Consider the following 15,269-nt stretch of genomic DNA (forward strand, 5'->3'; position numbering starts at 1 on the left):
CGATATTTGGCCTAACAAGAACAACCACCGGGGACATGCCTATGGACGACCGGAATGAACTTGGCGGGACTGAACTTGGGAAAACACCGCTGACGGCGCTCAATACGGCGCTCGGCGGCAAGATGGTGGAATTTGCGGGCTACGAAATGCCCGTGCAGTTTCCCGAGGGCGTGGCCAAGGAGCATCTCCACACCCGCGCCAGGGCGGGGTTGTTCGATGTCGGCCATATGGGCCAGGTCGTGCTGCGGGCGAAGTCCGGACGCTATGACGACGCCGCGCTGGCGCTGGAGCGGCTGGTACCTGTCGATGTGCTCGGGCTGAAGCCGGGGCGCCAGCGTTACGGGCTTTTCACCGATGCCGGGGGCGGCATCCTCGACGATCTGATGTTCGCCAACCGTGGCGACCATCTCTTCCTGGTGGTCAACGCGGCCTGCAAGAGCCGGGACATCGCTCATCTGCGCGCCCATCTGTCCGAAGACTGCGAGATCGAGGAAGTGACGGATCGCGGGCTCATTGCTCTCCAGGGGCCGTCCGCGGAGGCGGCGCTGGCCAAGCTCGCGCCGCAGGCGGCTGCCATGGCCTTCATGGATGTGAAGGAGATGGTCATTCTCGGCGTCTCCTGCCTGGTTTCCCGCTCCGGCTATTCGGGCGAGGATGGCTATGAAATCTCGGTGCCCTCAGCACAGGCGGAAGAACTGACCAAGGCCCTGCTCGCCGACCCGGACGTGCACCCCATCGGTCTCGGCGCACGCGACAGCCTTCGGCTTGAAGCCGGGCTCTGCCTCTATGGCAACGACATCGACACCTCGACGACGCCGGTGGCGGCGGCCCTCGAATGGGCAGTGCAGAAGGTGCGGCGCACCGGCGGCGCTCGCGCAGGCGGCTTTCCGGGAGCCGAGGTGATCCTGCCCGAATTCGAGCATGGCGCACCGCGCCGACGCGTCGGGCTCGCTGCCGAAGGCCGCGCCCCGGTCCGCGGCGGGGCCGAGCTGTTCGCCGATGAAACAGCGCCGGCGCCGATCGGCCGCGTCACGTCCGGCGGTTTCGGCCCCACCCTCGGCGCTCCTGTCGCGATGGGCTATGTTCCCACGGCCAGCGCCGAAGCGGGCACCCGGCTTTTCGCCGAGGTGCGCGGCAAGCGCTTGCCGGTCGTCGTTGCCCCCCTTCCCTTCATCACCCCGCGCTACAAGCGCAGCTGAGAGGCTCCCATGACGAAATTCACCGAAGACCATGAATGGCTCGACATCGCCGACGGCGTCGCCACGGTCGGCATTACCGGCCATGCCGCCGAGCAGCTCGGCGACCTCGTCTTCGTCGAGTTGCCCGGGGTCGGCAAGCGCCTGTCGAAGGGGGATGTCGCGGCAACGGTCGAGTCCGTCAAGGCCGCCTCGGACGTCTATTGCCCGCTCGACGGCGAGATCGTCGAGGTGAACGAGGCCATCGTCAACGACCCGTCCCTCGTCAATTCCGATCCGCAGGCCGGCGGCTGGTTCTTCCGGCTTAAGCTCGCCAATGCCGGTGACGCGGCGGGCCTGATGGACGAGGCCGCCTACAAAGCCCATATCGGCTAAAGCGTTTTGTGATTTGACGCAATCGTCAAGGAACGCAAAGACACGTCGGAACAAAGAGTTAGAGCAAATAAGCGTTCGGTCTCGAACGCGCTTTGCTCTGAGAGGACACGATGTCTCATACCGAAACGACCTACGATCCCTATGATTTTGCCAATCGGCGCCATATCGGTCCCTCCCCGGCCGAAATGACCGAGATGCTGAAGGCCGTCGGCGCCGATAGCCTCGATGCGCTGATCGACGCCATCGTGCCGGCGGGCATCCGCCAGAAGGCGCCGCTCGCCTGGGGTCCGGCGCTGTCCGAGCATGGCGTGCTCAACCGCCTGCGCGAGGTCGCCGACAAGAACCGCGTGATGATCTCGCTGATCGGCCAGGGCTATTACGGCACCGTCACGCCGCCGGCGATCCAGCGCAACATCTTCGAGAACCCGGCCTGGTATACCGCCTATACGCCCTACCAGCCCGAGATCAGCCAGGGGCGCCTCGAAGCCCTGCTGAACTTCCAGACCATGATCTCGGATCTGACCGCCCTCGACGTCGCCAATGCCTCGCTGCTCGACGAGGGCACGGCCGCGGCTGAGGCGATGGCGCTGTGCCGGCGTTCCGCCAAGTCCAAGGCGAATGCCTTCTTCGTCGACCATCATTGCCATCCCCAGACGATCGCGGTGATCGAGACGCGCGCCGCCGCGCTCGGCTGGGACGTCGTGGTCGGCGATCCCTTCGCCGATCTCGATCCGGCCGGCGTGTTCGGCGCGATCTTCCAATATCCCGGCACCTATGGCCATGTGCATGATTTCACCGGCGTGATCGAGGCGCTGCACAACGCCGAGGCGCTGGCCTGCGTCGCCGCCGACCCGCTTGCCTTGACCATCCTCAAGGCGCCGGGCGAGATGGGCGCCGACATCGCCATCGGCTCGACCCAGCGTTTTGGCGTGCCGATGGGTTATGGCGGCCCGCATGCCGCCTATATGGCGGTGCGCGATGCACTCAAGCGCAGCATGCCAGGCCGCATCGTCGGCGTTTCCATCGATGCGCGCGGCAACCGCGCCTATCGCCTGTCGCTGCAGACCCGCGAACAGCATATCCGCCGCGAGAAGGCGACCTCGAACGTCTGCACCGCCCAGGCGCTGCTGGCGGTGATGGCCTCGATGTATGCGGTGTTCCACGGGCCGACTGGGCTCAGGGCCATCGCCGAGCGCGTCCACCGCAAGATGGTACGGCTGGTCAAGGGTTTGGAAAGCCAGGGCTACAAGATCGAACCAGCGACCTTTTTCGACACGGTGACGGTCGAGGTCGGCGCGGTCCAGGGCGCCATCCTGAAATCGGCAGAGGCCGAGGGCATCAATCTGCGCCGGGTCGGCACCAGCAAGATCGGCATCGCCTATGACGAGCGCACCCGCCGCGGCCATACCGAGGCGATCTGGCGCGCCTTCGGCATCGACCGCAAGGACGACGACCTCACGCATGAATACCGGCTTCCTGATGCCCTGGAGCGGGCATCGGCCTATCTGACCCATCCGATCTTCCATTTGAACCGGGCCGAAGCGGAAATGACGCGCTATATGCGCCGTCTCGCCGATCGCGATCTCGCACTCGACCGCTCGATGATCCCGCTCGGCTCCTGCACGATGAAGCTGAACGCCACCGCCGAGATGGCGGCGCTGAGCTGGCCCGAATTTGCCGACGTGCATCCTTTCGCACCCGAAAACCAGACCCGGGGCTATGCCGAGGCAATCGCCGATCTCGAGGCCAAGCTCTGCCAGATCACCGGCTATGACGCCTTCTCCATGCAGCCCAATTCCGGCGCGCAGGGCGAATATGCCGGCCTTTTGACCATCCAGGCCTATCACCGGGCGCGCGGCGACAGTCACCGCGATGTCTGCCTGATCCCGACCTCGGCCCACGGCACCAATCCGGCCTCCGCGCAGATGGCCGGCATGAAGGTGGTGGTGGTCGGCGCGGCTGCCAATGGCGATATCGACCTCGCCGATTTCCGAGCCAAGGCGGAGGCCCATTCGGCCAATCTCGCCGCCTGCATGATCACCTATCCCTCGACCCATGGCGTGTTCGAGGAGACGGTGCGCGAGATCTGCGAGATCACGCATGCCCATGGCGGCCAGGTCTATCTGGACGGCGCCAACATGAATGCCATGGTCGGGCTCGCCCGCCCCGGCGATATCGGCTCCGACGTCAGCCATCTCAACCTGCACAAGACCTTCGCCATCCCGCATGGCGGTGGGGGCCCGGGCATGGGGCCGATCGGCGTCAAGGCCCATCTGGCGCCCTATCTGCCGACACTGCCGCAGTCTGGCGAGAAGGGCGCGGTGTCCTCGGCGCCCTATGGCTCGGCCTCGATCCTGCTGATCTCCTGGGCCTATTGCCTGATGATGGGCGGCGAGGGCCTGACCCAGGCGACCAAGGTGGCCATCCTCAATGCCAACTACATCGCCAGCCGCCTCTCGGCCTCCTATCCGATCCTCTATTCGGCCAAGGGCCGGGTTGCGCATGAGTGTATCCTCGACACCCGTGTCCTGAAGGACCGCGCCGGCGTGAGCGTCGACGACATCGCCAAGCGGCTGATCGACTGCGGCTTCCACGCCCCGACCATGAGCTGGCCGGTGGCGGGCACGCTGATGGTGGAGCCGACGGAGAGCGAACCCAAGGCCGAACTCGACCGCTTCATCGCGGCCATGCTCGGCATCGCGGCGGAAGCCGAGGCGATCGTGGCGGGTGAGCTCGACCCCGAGGACAACCCGCTCAAGCACGCCCCGCACACCGTGGAAGATCTGGTAGGCGAGTGGAACCGGTCCTACAGCCGCGAGATCGCCTGCTACCCGGCCGGCGCCTTCCGGGTCGACAAATACTGGTCGCCGGTCAACCGGGTCGACAATGTCTATGGCGACCGCAACCTGGTCTGTTCCTGCCCGCCGCTCGAAAGCTATGTCGAGGCGGCCGAATAAGCGCTAATGACCACGCAGGATGCAGGCGGTCCTCGGGTCCGCCTGCTTGAGTAGAGACCCAGGCATGTTTCTGTCGATTTTCGACATCTTCAAGATCGGGATCGGCCCCTCCTCGTCCCACACCATGGGGCCGATGGTGGCGGCGGCCCGCTTCCTGGACGAATTGAGGACCCTGGCGGGGCGCGAGCCCGCCATGTCGGAGCTGCGGCTCAAGGTCAGCCTGCATGGCTCGCTGGCCTTTACCGGCCATGGCCATGCCACGGACCGTGCCGTCATCCTCGGGCTGATGGGCTTCCTGCCCGCCACCATAGACCCGGACCTGGCGCAGGAAAAGGAGGCCGAACTCCGCCAGGCGGGCATGATCAGGCTCCCTGGCCTGCCGCCGCTCGCCTTTACTCCCGACACCGACCTCGTTTTCGACTATGGCCCGCCGCTGCCCGGCCACGCCAATGGCCTCGTCATGACGGCCATGACTGCGGAGGGCACGGCGCTTCTCAGCCGGACCTATTATTCGATCGGCGGCGGCTTCGTGCTGTCGGCCGAGGAGCTCGAAGCCCAGCGCAGCAGGGATGCATCCCCGTCCGACGAACCGGGTGCGCTCGGCTTTCCCTATCCCTTCAGCACCGCCGCCGAAATGCTGGCGATGGGGGCTTCCTCCAATCTCAGCATCGCCGAGATGAAGCGGGCCAATGAGCATCTCGTCTATGGCGACACGCTCGACGACAGGCTCGATACGATCTGGGCAGCCATGGATGGCTGCATCGACCGCGGCTTGCGGCAGGACGGCATCCTGCCGGGCGGCCTGTCGGTGCGGCGCCGTGCGCGCACCATTCACCAGCAGCTTCTGGCCGAACAGGGCCGCAATCTCGAACAGCCCCATGTCGTCAACGATTGGATCTCGATCTATGCCATGGCGGTCAACGAGGAGAACGCCGCCGGCGGACGCGTCGTCACCTCGCCCACCAACGGGGCAGCCGGGGTGGTACCGGCCGTGATCCGCTATTATCGCGACCATTGCCGCGGCTCGACCCACGAGGGCATCCGCGATTTTCTGCTGGTCGCCGCCGCCATCGGCGGCATCATCAAATATAACGCCTCGATTTCGGGCGCTGAAGTCGGGTGCCAGGGCGAGGTCGGATCGGCGTCAGCCATGGCGGCGGCCGGGCTTTGCGCCGCACTCGGCGGCTCCAACGAGCAGGTCGAGAACGCGGCCGAAATCGCGCTGGAGCATCACCTGGGCATGACCTGCGATCCGGCCAAGGGCCTGGTGCAGGTCCCCTGCATCGAGCGCAACGGGCTCGGCGCGATCAAGGCGGTGAGCGCCGCCAGCCTCGCCCTGCGCGGTGACGGCAAGCATTTCATGCCGCTCGACAATTGCATCGAGACGATGCGCCAGACCGGCATCGACATGAACCTCAAATACAAGGAGACCTCGACCGGCGGGCTTGCCGTCAACCTTCCGGAATGCTGAGAGCCGACGGGACGAGGTGCGATCGGAACGAGGCGCCGCTCGCCATGCGCCACTCCGCCGCCGTCGTGGGCTTACGGCTTTCTCCATCCTAACGGCAAGAGCTTTCGCCGGTCGCCTCAGCTCGCCTCAGCCATATTGCGCCAGACCGTGGCCGAGGGACCAGTTCACCTTGGGGACCTCGACAAGGCTGACGAAGACGTCTTCGGGCCGAATGCCGGGACTTTCGGCAAGGCGCTCCGCGATCCGGCGGAACAGCGCCCTTTTCTGCGCCTCGCTGCGCGTATTGCTGACGGTGAGCTGGATCAGCACGAGGTCGTCGCTGCGGGCAATGTCGAGATAGCGCGGGCCGTAGCGGAAATTGTCGGCCTCGTGCTCGCTGATGGTCATGAACTGGTCGTCCTCCGGCACATCGAAAGTCTCGCGCATGGCCTGGTAGAGGCCCTCGAAGATCGCCTGGCGATAGGCTTGCGGCTTTCCGGCACGCATCGCGATGTGTGTGAGCGGCATGGAGTTTCTCCTCTATGGTCCGACCAGAGCCTAGATGCCGCTCCTTCATTTTGATATTCGATGAATATGGATATCAGTAATAAGCAATGGAAATGATGGAGCGACCGCTCGATCTCGATGCCGTCAGGGCTTTTGTACATATCGCCGACCTCGACAGCTTCACGCGCGCTGCCGAGGCCCTGCAGACGACGCAGGCCGCCGTCAGCCTGAAGCTGAAGCGGCTGGAAGAAAGGCTCGGCTGCCGCCTCGTCGAGCGTACCCCCCGCTATGTGCAGCTTTCGCCCCAGGGCGCTGCCTTTCTCGAACCGGCCAGAGAGCTCCTGGCGGGACACGAGCGGGCGCTCGCCGTCTTTGCGACCACGCGCCAGCGCCTTACCATCGGCCTCAGCGATCATGTCGCCGGGCCTGACCTGCCGGCGCTGATCTCCCGCATGAACGCCCAGGATCCGCAACTCCTGATCGAGATCCGCATCGCTTCCTCGGGAGACCTTTTGCAGAGTTTCGACCGGCGCGAGCTCGACACCGTGATCGTGCGCCTGCATGCGGGGCGAAGCGACGGCGAGGTGATCGCCGAAGAAAGATTCGGCTGGTTCGCCGCACCCGACTGGCAGAAGCGTTCGGATGAGCCGCTGCCTTTGGCGACCATGGCCGAGCCCTGCGGCGTACGCGCGATGGCAGGCCGGCTGCTCGATGAAGCCGGCCTGCCATGGCGCGAGAGCTTCGTCGGCGGCGGGGTCGCGGCCGTGACGGCAGCCGTGATGGCCGGGCTTGGTGTCGCTGCCCTGGCACCGCGCATGCTGCCTTTCGGGGCCGTCGAGGTCGGCGCGAGGCTGGGCTTGCCTGAATTGCCGCGCTTGCCGGTGCTGCTGCATAGCCGGGTTAGGCAGGAGCGGCCGCGCCAGGCACTCGCCGCACTCGCGGCCGCTTTCCGCGGAGCCGTGCGAGGATAAGCGCTCAGACCTGATAATTTTGATTAGAAAAGATCTACAATATATTGAAATTTAATCATTATTATTACTTATTGTAAGGCGCGCCCAACAGCTGCTGCCTCTGCCGGCCCAGGCGCGGCATCGCCTTTCCCCCCGAAACGGTTGATCGTCTCAACGGCCGCCTTTATCCCTCTTGTCGACAAGAGGATTCTAAAATGAAGAAGAAAGTGGCGGGCAGCCCATCCAGGGAGCGCAAACGCGGTTCCGGCGTCAAGATGGTGTATGACCTCCTGCGCGATGAAATCCTCGATCTGGTGCTGCCGCCGGGAAGCCCGATCGACGAGGTCCAGTTGGCGGAACGGTTCAAGATGTCCCGCACGCCGATCCGCGAGGCCCTGGTGCGGCTGGCGGGCGAAGGCCTGATCGACACCCTCCCTAATCGCTCGACCATGGTGTCGAGTATCGACTACCTCAACATGTCGCCTTTCTTCGACGCCTTGGTGCTGATGTACCGGGTGACGACCCGGCTGGCCGCCGAGCATCACCGCCAGCAGGACCTGGAGGCGATCCATGCCCGCCAGGCTGAATTCGCCGAGGCGGTGCAGGCTCAGGATGCCCTGGCGATGATCGCCACCAATGCCGCCTTTCATTCGGCCATCGCCGAGGCCGGCCGCAATCCCTATTTTGCCGGCCTGTTCAACCGGCTGCTCGACGAGGGCCGGCGCTTCCTGCGCCTCTATTACCAATCCTATGACGACCGCCTGCCCCAGCGCTTCGTCGACGAGCACGAAGACATGATCAACGCGATCGTGGCGCGTGACGCCGATCTCGCCGAACGGCTGGCCAAGGTCCACGCTGAGCAGATTGTGGAACAGATCCGAAAACTTCTGGTACGCGACCGCCGTCTCGACATCACGCTTTGAAACATTTCCGACGATTTCGAGGCTTGCCAGGAAACGGAAATGTCGATTTGAAACAATATGTTATGGCGAGGATCGCTTCCGTCTCGCCATTCCGGTATCACGGCGTGTCTATTTCTTGTCGACAAATAATATACAAACGCGTATGAAGGTGTCGAAGGCACGGTACCGGCGCCCCGTGGCAGTGCGATCGAGCCAATCCGACAGACCAACAGAGGAGCCCGAGATGAAGGCCAAGATTTTCTCCGGTGTCATTCCCGCGCTGATGACCCCTTGCAAGGCAGACCGCAGCCCGGATTTCGAGGCTCTCGTGCGCAAGGGCAAGCAACTCATCGGCCAGGGCATGTCGGCCGTGGTCTATTGCGGCTCGATGGGTGACTGGCCGCTTCTGACCGACGCCCAGCGCATGGAAGGCGTCGAGCGCCTGGTCGAGGCCGGCGTTCCGGTGATCGTCGGCACCGGCGCGGTCAACACCGCGTCGGCCGTGGCGCATGCCGCCCATGCCCAGAAGGTCGGCGCCCAAGGCCTGATGGTGATCCCGCGCGTATTGTCACGCGGCCCGGTGGTCGCGGCCCAGAAGGAACATTTCAGGGCCATCCTCACCGCCGCGCCCGACCTGCCGGCCGTGATCTACAACAGCCCCTATTATGGCTTTGCCACCCGCGCCGACCTGTTCTTCGCCCTCCGGGCCGAGCATCCCAACCTGGTCGGCTTCAAGGAATTCGGCGGCCCGGCCGACATGCGCTATGCGGCCGAGAACATCACCAGCCGTGACGACGGCGTCTCGCTGATGATCGGCGTCGACACCGCCGTGTTCCACGGCTTCGTCAATTGCGGCGCCACCGGGGCGATCACCGGTATCGGCAACGTCCTGCCCAAGGAAGTGATCCATCTGTGCAAGCTGTCGCAGGCCGCCGCGGCCGGTGACGTCGATGCTCGCCAGCGCGCCCAGGAATTGGAGCAGGCCCTGGCCGTGCTGTCCTCCTTCGACGAAGGGCCTGACCTCGTCCTCTTCTTCAAGCACCTGATGGTGTTGAAGGGCGACAAGGAATACGCCCTCAACTTCAACGAGACCGATGTGCTGTCCGACAGCCAGCGTGGCTATGCCGAGACCCAGCTCAAGCTGTTCGATACCTGGTATGCCCAATGGAGCCGCCTCCCGGGCGCCGTGCAGCAATGCGCCGCCTGACGGCCTTGTGAGACTGCCGAACTGAAAGGGCCCTCCTGATCCGGAGGGCCTTTGCATTTCTAGGGGTTAGACAGATATGCTGACGCGACTGAAGATGCGTGTTCCTGGGGCCGCCAGCATCCTGCTGGGTCTTGAAAACGCCGCGCTTGCCGGGACAAAGAGCCAGCAGGATGCTGGCGGTCCCAGGAAGAATCTGCCTCACTCCACCGCGTCGAGACCGAGGGCCAGCAATCGGTCGAGCTGCGCGACCTCGGCGGCGCTGAGCGCGACGCCTTCCGCCTGCGACTTGGCGCGCGCCGCAAAACGGCGCTGGGATGGCAGCCTGGCGCCCTGCCCGACGATGGTCTCGAACAGGATCTCGGCACGGGCGAAAGGGTCGCCCGAACGTCCGGCAGCGAACTTCTCGGGTGAGAAGGCAAGGACCAACTCGCCATGAGCCGGCGCCAGGGTCGTCGTGCCCAGGGCTTCCAGCGCTTCGGGGCTGGTGAGATCCCCGATCATGATGCCGGCCAGGAGTTCGATCATCGTGCCGATCGCCGAACCCTTATGGCCACCGAAGGGCAGCATGGCACCGGCGAGCGCAGCCGACGGATCCGTCGTCGGCCGTCCATCGGCGTCGATCGCCCAGCCCTCGGGCAACGGCTTGCCAGCCCGTCGGTGCAGTTCGATCTCGCCGCGTGCCGCCACGGAAGTGGCGAAGTCGAACACATAGGGCGGCTTGCCCCGGCGCGGCCAGCCGAAGCCAAAGGGGTTGGTGCCGAGCAAAGGCTTGTTGCCGCCGGTGGGCGCCACGGCCGAATAGCTGGGACACATCACGAGGGCGGCCAGGCCCTGCTCCGTTACGGCTTCCACTTCGGGCCAGAGCGCCGAGAAATGGGTGCAATCATTGATCACCAGCGCGGCAAGCCCATAAGTGCGGGCGCGTTCGACCAGCAGGGGCAGGCCGAGCTCGAAGGCCGGATTGGCGAAGCCGCCCTTCGCATTGACCTTGACGATGGCCGAGGCATCCTGGGACGGCACTTCGGGCTCGGCATCGGGGCGGACCTTGCCGGCCTTCACCGTGCGCAACGCACCCTCGATGCGATAGATGCCATGCGATTTGCAGGCGTCGCGCTCACCGGCGACGATCACGCGCGTCACGGCCCCGGCTTGGGCCGCGTTGAAGCCCGCCTTGCGGAAGATCGCCTCCACCCGCTCGCTCAATTCCCCCGTCGTCAAAAGACGGCTGTCTGTCATGGCATGCCCTTCCCGATCATTCGCGTGGCTGTTCAATATCACGGCTTGATGATTAAAATACAATGTGTATACATAAAATCGACAAGCGCATTCCGAAATTAGCGCGCAACCCGGCCACCGTGTTGGAAGGAATGGCATATGGGCTTCACTCCCGCAGGCAAGCATCTTGTCGCAGGTGACTGGGTCGAAGGTGAAGGTTTTCTCGGAGGACGGCAGCAGCGCGTGGCGATCGCCCCTGCCCTTGCGAAGTCGCGCGAATATATGCTGTTTGACGGGGTGATGTCCGCGCTCGACCCGATGTTCGTCGGCGACGTGCTCGATACGCTCAAGATGCTGGCCAAGAGGGCATGACGATGATCCGCGTCACCCATGAAATGGGGTTCGCCCGCGACGTCTCGAACCGGCCGGCCTTTTTCCACCAGGCCGTGATGGCGGAAATCGGCAGGCCGGACCAGCTCTCCGGCGCGCCGTGCAACCCTGAAACCCCGAAATTCCCGGCGAGCCTGCGATGACCGCCGATCTCGACGTCATCGTGATCGGCGCCGGCGTGGTGGGTCTGTCCTGCGCCATTGCCGCCAAGGAGCGCGGTCTGTCGGTCGCGGTGCTGGACCGGGAAGGCCCGGCCGCCGGCGCTTCGGCCGGCAATGCGGGGGCCTTCGCCTTCACCGATATCCTGCCGCTCGCTTCGCCCGGCATCCTGAAGAAGGCGCCGAAATGGCTGCTGGATCCGCTCGGGCCCCTGACCGTGCCGCCGGCCTATGCGCTGAAGATCGCCCCCTGGATGTTCCGCTTCTGGCGGGCCTGCTCGGCCGCGCGCGTCGCCCATTCGACTGCCGCCCAGACCGCCCTGATGGATCTGTCCAAGGCGGAGCTCGAGCCTTTTCTGGCTCGGACCGGCACGCTGGCGATGCTGCGCAAGGAGGGCAATCTTCAGGTCTATGAGAGCAAGGCGGAACTGGATGCCTCGCTGCCCGGCTGGGCTGCGCGGCAGGCCCACGGCATCGAGTTCCGTCATCTCGATGCCGCCGGCATGGCCGAGATCCAGCCCGGGCTGGCACCGCGCTTCACCCATGGCACCTTCACGCCCGGCTGGTACTCCATCGCCGACCCCAGGCTCTATACCCTGGCCTTGGCCGACCATCTGCGCGCCCATGGCGTGCTGGTCGAGCGGGTCGAGGTCGAGGCACTGCGGCCCCTCGAAAGCGGCGTCGAGGTCATCGGCGCCCACGGCGGCGTGCGGCGGGCCGCCAAGGTGGTGCTCGCGGCGGGCGCCTTCTCGCACCGGATCGCCCGGACCATCGGCGAGGCCATCCCGCTGGAAACCGAGCGCGGCTACAACACCACCCTGCCGCCCGGCGCCTTCGATCTGCGCACGCAGATCACCTTCGGCGGCCATGGCTTCGTGGTCACGCGCCTCTCCACCGGCATCCGCGTCGGCGGTGCCGTGGAACTCGGCGGCCTGGGGCTCAAGCCGAATTTCCGCCGGTCGGAAGCCATGCTGAAGAAGGCGCAGGCCTTCCTGCCCGGCCTTAGACCGGAAGGCGGCGTGCAGTGGATGGGCTTCCGTCCCTCCCTGCCCGACAGCCTGCCTGCCATCGGCCAGGCGCGCGCCACGCAGCGGGTGATCCATGCCTTCGGCCACGGCCATCTCGGCCTGACCCAGTCGGCCGGGACGGCGCGGATCGTCGCCGATCTCCTGACCGACCATAAGCCCGCCATCGATATCGCTTCTTTCTCGCCTCAGCGTTTCTGACGAAAAGGTCCTGCCATGGCCAACCATACGTTCTCATGCATTGACGGCCACACTTGCGGCAATCCCGTCCGCCTGGTCTCGGGCGGCGGCCCGCGCCTGGAAGGCGCGACCATGCTGGAAAAGCGCGCCCATTTCCTGCGAGAATTCGACTGGATCCGCACCGGCCTGATGTATGAGCCGCGCGGCCACGACATGATGTCGGGTTCGATCCTCTATCCGCCGACCAGGCCCGATTGCGACGTCGCCGTGCTGTTCATCGAGACCTCAGGCTGCCTGCCGATGTGCGGCCACGGCACCATCGGCACCATCACCATGGGCATCGAGCACGGCCTGATCACGCCGCGCGAACCCGGCAGGCTCTCGATCGACGCCCCCGCCGGCAAGGTCGACATCACCTATCGCCAGGAAGGCCGCTTCGTCGAGGAAGTGCGCCTTACCAACGTGCCCGGTTTCCTCCATGCCGAGGGATTGACGGCCGAGGTCGAGGGCCTGGGTGAGATCGTGGTCGATGTCGCCTATGGCGGCAATTTCTACGCCATCGTCGAGCCGCAGAAGAATTTTCGGGACATGGCCGACCACACCGCCGGCGAACTGGTGGGCTGGAGCCCGAAGCTGCGGGCCGCGCTGAACGCCAAATATGAGTTCGTCCATCCCGAGCACCCGGAGATCCGGGGCCTCAGCCACATCCAGTGGACGGGCAAGCCCACGCAGGAAGGCGCGCATGCCCGCAATGCGGTGTTCTACGGCGAGAAGGCGATTGATCGTTCGCCCTGCGGCACCGGCACTTCCGCCCGCATGGCGCAGCTCGCCGCCAAGGGCAAGCTCAAGGTCGGCGACGAATTCGTGCATGAATCGATCATCGGGTCGCTGTTCAAGGGCCGGGTCGAAGCGGCGACCCGGGTCGCCGGCCGTGACGCGATCATCCCCTCCATCGCGGGCTGGGCACGCATGACCGGCATCAACACCATCTTCATCGACGACCGCGACCCCTTCGCGCATGGTTTCGTGGTCAAGTGAGCCGGCTTCATGGGGAAATGGACGCCTATTTTTCCGCGCACGCCGTCCTCGCGGGCAGGGCCAGCGGGCCGGTGCTCGCCAGTAACGAAGCCCTGAGCTTCTGGGGCGGAGTCGATCCAGCCAACGGCCGCGTCATCGACGTGCACCATCCGCTGCACGGCGCCTGCCTGACGGGCGCCATCCTGACGATACCTTCCAGCAGAGGCTCCTGCTCCGGTTCGGGCGTGCTGCTGGATCTGGCCCTGAGCGGACGGGCGCCGGCGGCCCTGGTATTCTCGCAGGCAGAGGACGTGCTGACCCTGGGCGCCCTGATCGCCGCCGAACTGTTCGGCAAGCCCCTGCCTGTGCTGCGCCTGGCGCCGGACGCTTTCGCGGCCTTGGCACGGGCGAAGTCGGCGCGGATCAGCGAAACAGCCATCGAAGCCGACGGATTTTCCTTGCCGCTGGCGCCTCCCGCCGCCGCCCTTCTCGATCTCACCGAGACCGACCGCGCCATGCTCGATGGGCGGGATGGACCGGCGGTGCAGCAGGCCATGCGCATCATCTGCGCCATGGCGGCCCAGCAGGGCGCACAAAGGCTGGTCGACATCAGCCAGGGCCATATCGACGGCTGCATCTATGCAGGGCCTGCCAACCTGACCTTCGCCGCGAAAATGGCGGAGATGGGCGCGCGCGTTCGTGTGCCCACCACCATGAACGCCATTTCGATCGACCATGCCCATTGGCGGGAACAGGGTGTGCCGCCCTCCTTCGGCACCCCCGCCGCACGCCTCGCCGACGCCTATGTCAGCATGGGCTGCCAGCCGACTTTCACCTGTTCGCCCTACCTGCTCGACAGCGCTCCCGCTGCCGGCGAAGCGATCGCCTGGGCCGAGTCCAATGCCGTGATCTTTGCCAATAGCGTGCTCGGCGCGCGGACGGCCAAGCATCCCGACTTCCTCGACCTCTGCATCGCCATAACGGGACGGGCTCCGCTGTCGGGCGTCTATCTCGATCAACACCGCAGGGCCCGTCGCATCATCGACATCGAGCTGCCCGACGAGGTGGACGATGCTTTCTGGCCGCTGATCGGCTATCTCGCCGGCCGCGCCGCGCCCCAGCGCATTCCGCTCCTGCGCAGACTCGCCAAGGCCGGGCCCTCGCGTGACGATCTCAAGGCGCTCTGCGCGGCCTTCGGCACCACCTCGGCCGCACCGATGCTGCATGTGGAAGGCGTCACGCCGGAGGCAGGGAATGCCGCAGCCGATGACGCCGATCACGCCGTCATTACCCGCACCGACATGGCGGCGGCCTGGCAGCGCCTCAATGACGGCCCGGAACAGGTGGAGCTTGTCGCTATCGGCAGTCCGCATGCCTCACTCGGCGAATGCCGCACTCTGGCCGACGCACTCGGCGGGCGCCGGCGTCTCGCGGATGTCGCCGTCATCGTCACCGCCGGACAGCAGGTCATCCGCGAAGCACAAGGCGACGGTACCCTCGCCCGCCTGCAGGAAAGCGGCGTGCAGGTGTTGCCGGACCTGTGCTGGTGCTCGATTTCCGAACCGGTCTTCCCCGCCCGGACCCGTGCCGTGATGACCAATTCGGGCAAATACGCTCATTACGGCCCCGGCCTGTCCGGCCGTGTCGTGCGCCTGGGCAGCCTTGCCGATTGCGTGACGGCGGCATTGACCGGGCATGCCCCGCATCGCCTACCGCACTGGCTTTCCTGAGGAACCTTCC

At 65.6% G+C, this 15,269-nt stretch carries 12 protein-coding genes and 1 pseudogene; 11 read left to right on the forward strand and 2 right to left on the reverse strand.

Features of this window, described 5'->3' with window-relative positions:
• The first annotated feature begins 41 nt into the window (after positions 1 to 41).
• The 4 genes from gcvT (at position 42) to J8I29_RS13550 (ending at position 5,999) form a co-directional block, all read left to right on the forward strand.
• Positions 42 to 1,199 (forward strand): glycine cleavage system aminomethyltransferase GcvT, encoded by a 1,158-nt coding sequence (gcvT, locus tag J8I29_RS13535; RefSeq protein ID WP_209432040.1) that lies wholly within the window; start codon positions 42 to 44, stop codon positions 1,197 to 1,199.
• Between the two features lie 9 nt (positions 1,200 to 1,208).
• Positions 1,209 to 1,571: a glycine cleavage system protein GcvH gene (gene gcvH / locus J8I29_RS13540; protein WP_105860454.1), complete on the forward strand. Its 363-nt coding sequence runs from the start codon at positions 1,209 to 1,211 to the stop codon at positions 1,569 to 1,571.
• Between the two features lie 110 nt (positions 1,572 to 1,681).
• Complete coding sequence (gene gcvP, locus J8I29_RS13545) at positions 1,682 to 4,528, forward strand: aminomethyl-transferring glycine dehydrogenase (RefSeq protein WP_209432041.1); 2,847 nt, start codon at positions 1,682 to 1,684, stop codon at positions 4,526 to 4,528.
• A gap of 64 nt (positions 4,529 to 4,592) precedes the next feature.
• The gene (locus tag J8I29_RS13550; RefSeq protein ID WP_209432042.1) at positions 4,593 to 5,999 is read left to right on the forward strand and encodes an L-serine ammonia-lyase; all 1,407 of its coding nucleotides are present in this window, start codon (positions 4,593 to 4,595) and stop codon (positions 5,997 to 5,999) included.
• Between the two features lie 126 nt (positions 6,000 to 6,125).
• On the opposite strand, the gene J8I29_RS13555 is transcribed toward J8I29_RS13550, so the two are convergent.
• Positions 6,126 to 6,506, reverse strand: a complete 381-nt coding sequence (locus J8I29_RS13555; RefSeq protein WP_209432043.1) for a tautomerase family protein — start codon at positions 6,504 to 6,506, stop codon at positions 6,126 to 6,128.
• A 92-nt stretch (positions 6,507 to 6,598) separates the two neighbouring features.
• Here J8I29_RS13555 and J8I29_RS13560 point away from each other — a divergent pair, with 92 nt between their 5' ends.
• The 3 genes from J8I29_RS13560 to J8I29_RS13570 all read left to right on the forward strand — a co-directional run bounded on the left by J8I29_RS13560 (position 6,599) and on the right by J8I29_RS13570 (position 9,544).
• On the forward strand, positions 6,599 to 7,456 hold the full coding sequence (locus tag J8I29_RS13560; RefSeq protein WP_105860670.1) for a LysR substrate-binding domain-containing protein: 858 nt from the start codon (positions 6,599 to 6,601) through the stop codon (positions 7,454 to 7,456).
• 194 nt (positions 7,457 to 7,650) lie between these two features.
• On the forward strand, positions 7,651 to 8,358 hold the full coding sequence (locus J8I29_RS13565) for a GntR family transcriptional regulator (RefSeq protein WP_209432044.1): 708 nt from the start codon (positions 7,651 to 7,653) through the stop codon (positions 8,356 to 8,358).
• A gap of 223 nt (positions 8,359 to 8,581) precedes the next feature.
• A complete protein-coding gene (locus J8I29_RS13570; RefSeq protein WP_105860459.1) occupies positions 8,582 to 9,544 on the forward strand; it encodes a dihydrodipicolinate synthase family protein in 963 nt (320 codons plus the stop codon).
• 198 nt (positions 9,545 to 9,742) lie between these two features.
• Here J8I29_RS13570 and J8I29_RS13575 read toward each other — a convergent pair whose 3' ends face one another.
• Complete coding sequence (locus tag J8I29_RS13575; protein ID WP_209432045.1) at positions 9,743 to 10,780, reverse strand: Ldh family oxidoreductase; 1,038 nt, start codon at positions 10,778 to 10,780, stop codon at positions 9,743 to 9,745.
• A gap of 204 nt (positions 10,781 to 10,984) precedes the next feature.
• On the opposite strand from J8I29_RS13575, the pseudogene glnQ reads away from it, so the two are divergent.
• From glnQ to J8I29_RS13595, 4 genes and pseudogenes are all read left to right on the forward strand, one after another.
• A pseudogene (gene glnQ, locus J8I29_RS13580) lies at positions 10,985 to 11,292 on the forward strand (glutamine ABC transporter ATP-binding protein GlnQ); the annotation flags it as partial.
• A complete protein-coding gene (locus tag J8I29_RS13585) occupies positions 11,289 to 12,533 on the forward strand; it encodes an FAD-dependent oxidoreductase (RefSeq protein ID WP_209432046.1) in 1,245 nt (414 codons plus the stop codon). The pseudogene glnQ and the gene J8I29_RS13585, both read left to right, overlap by 4 nt.
• Before the next feature lie 15 nt (positions 12,534 to 12,548).
• Positions 12,549 to 13,550, forward strand: coding sequence for a 4-hydroxyproline epimerase (locus tag J8I29_RS13590; RefSeq protein WP_105860462.1), 1,002 nt, complete (start codon positions 12,549 to 12,551; stop codon positions 13,548 to 13,550).
• Positions 13,551 to 13,567: 17 nt separating this feature from the next.
• A complete protein-coding gene (locus tag J8I29_RS13595) occupies positions 13,568 to 15,259 on the forward strand; it encodes an aconitase X (RefSeq protein ID WP_209432047.1) in 1,692 nt (563 codons plus the stop codon).
• The last annotated feature ends 10 nt before the right edge of the window (positions 15,260 to 15,269 follow it).

The organism is Labrys sp. LIt4 (assembly GCF_017813775.1).
Lineage (GTDB): Bacteria > Pseudomonadota > Alphaproteobacteria > Rhizobiales > Labraceae > Labrys > Labrys okinawensis_A.

What these genes read in the sequence shown, in the direction of transcription:
- gcvT (WP_209432040.1), top strand. Translation starts at nt 42, where the DNA reads ATGGACGACCGGAATGAACTTGGCGGGACTGAACTTGGGAAAACACCG.
- gcvH (WP_105860454.1), top strand. Translation starts at nt 1,209, where the DNA reads ATGACGAAATTCACCGAAGACCATGAATGGCTCGACATCGCCGACGGC.
- gcvP (WP_209432041.1), top strand. Translation starts at nt 1,682, where the DNA reads ATGTCTCATACCGAAACGACCTACGATCCCTATGATTTTGCCAATCGG.
- J8I29_RS13550 (WP_209432042.1), top strand. Translation starts at nt 4,593, where the DNA reads ATGTTTCTGTCGATTTTCGACATCTTCAAGATCGGGATCGGCCCCTCC.
- J8I29_RS13555 (WP_209432043.1), bottom strand. Translation starts at nt 6,506, where the DNA reads ATGCCGCTCACACACATCGCGATGCGTGCCGGAAAGCCGCAAGCCTAT.
- J8I29_RS13560 (WP_105860670.1), top strand. Translation starts at nt 6,599, where the DNA reads ATGATGGAGCGACCGCTCGATCTCGATGCCGTCAGGGCTTTTGTACAT.
- J8I29_RS13565 (WP_209432044.1), top strand. Translation starts at nt 7,651, where the DNA reads ATGAAGAAGAAAGTGGCGGGCAGCCCATCCAGGGAGCGCAAACGCGGT.
- J8I29_RS13570 (WP_105860459.1), top strand. Translation starts at nt 8,582, where the DNA reads ATGAAGGCCAAGATTTTCTCCGGTGTCATTCCCGCGCTGATGACCCCT.
- J8I29_RS13575 (WP_209432045.1), bottom strand. Translation starts at nt 10,780, where the DNA reads ATGACAGACAGCCGTCTTTTGACGACGGGGGAATTGAGCGAGCGGGTG.
- J8I29_RS13585 (WP_209432046.1), top strand. Translation starts at nt 11,289, where the DNA reads ATGACCGCCGATCTCGACGTCATCGTGATCGGCGCCGGCGTGGTGGGT.
- J8I29_RS13590 (WP_105860462.1), top strand. Translation starts at nt 12,549, where the DNA reads ATGGCCAACCATACGTTCTCATGCATTGACGGCCACACTTGCGGCAAT.
- J8I29_RS13595 (WP_209432047.1), top strand. Translation starts at nt 13,568, where the DNA reads ATGGACGCCTATTTTTCCGCGCACGCCGTCCTCGCGGGCAGGGCCAGC.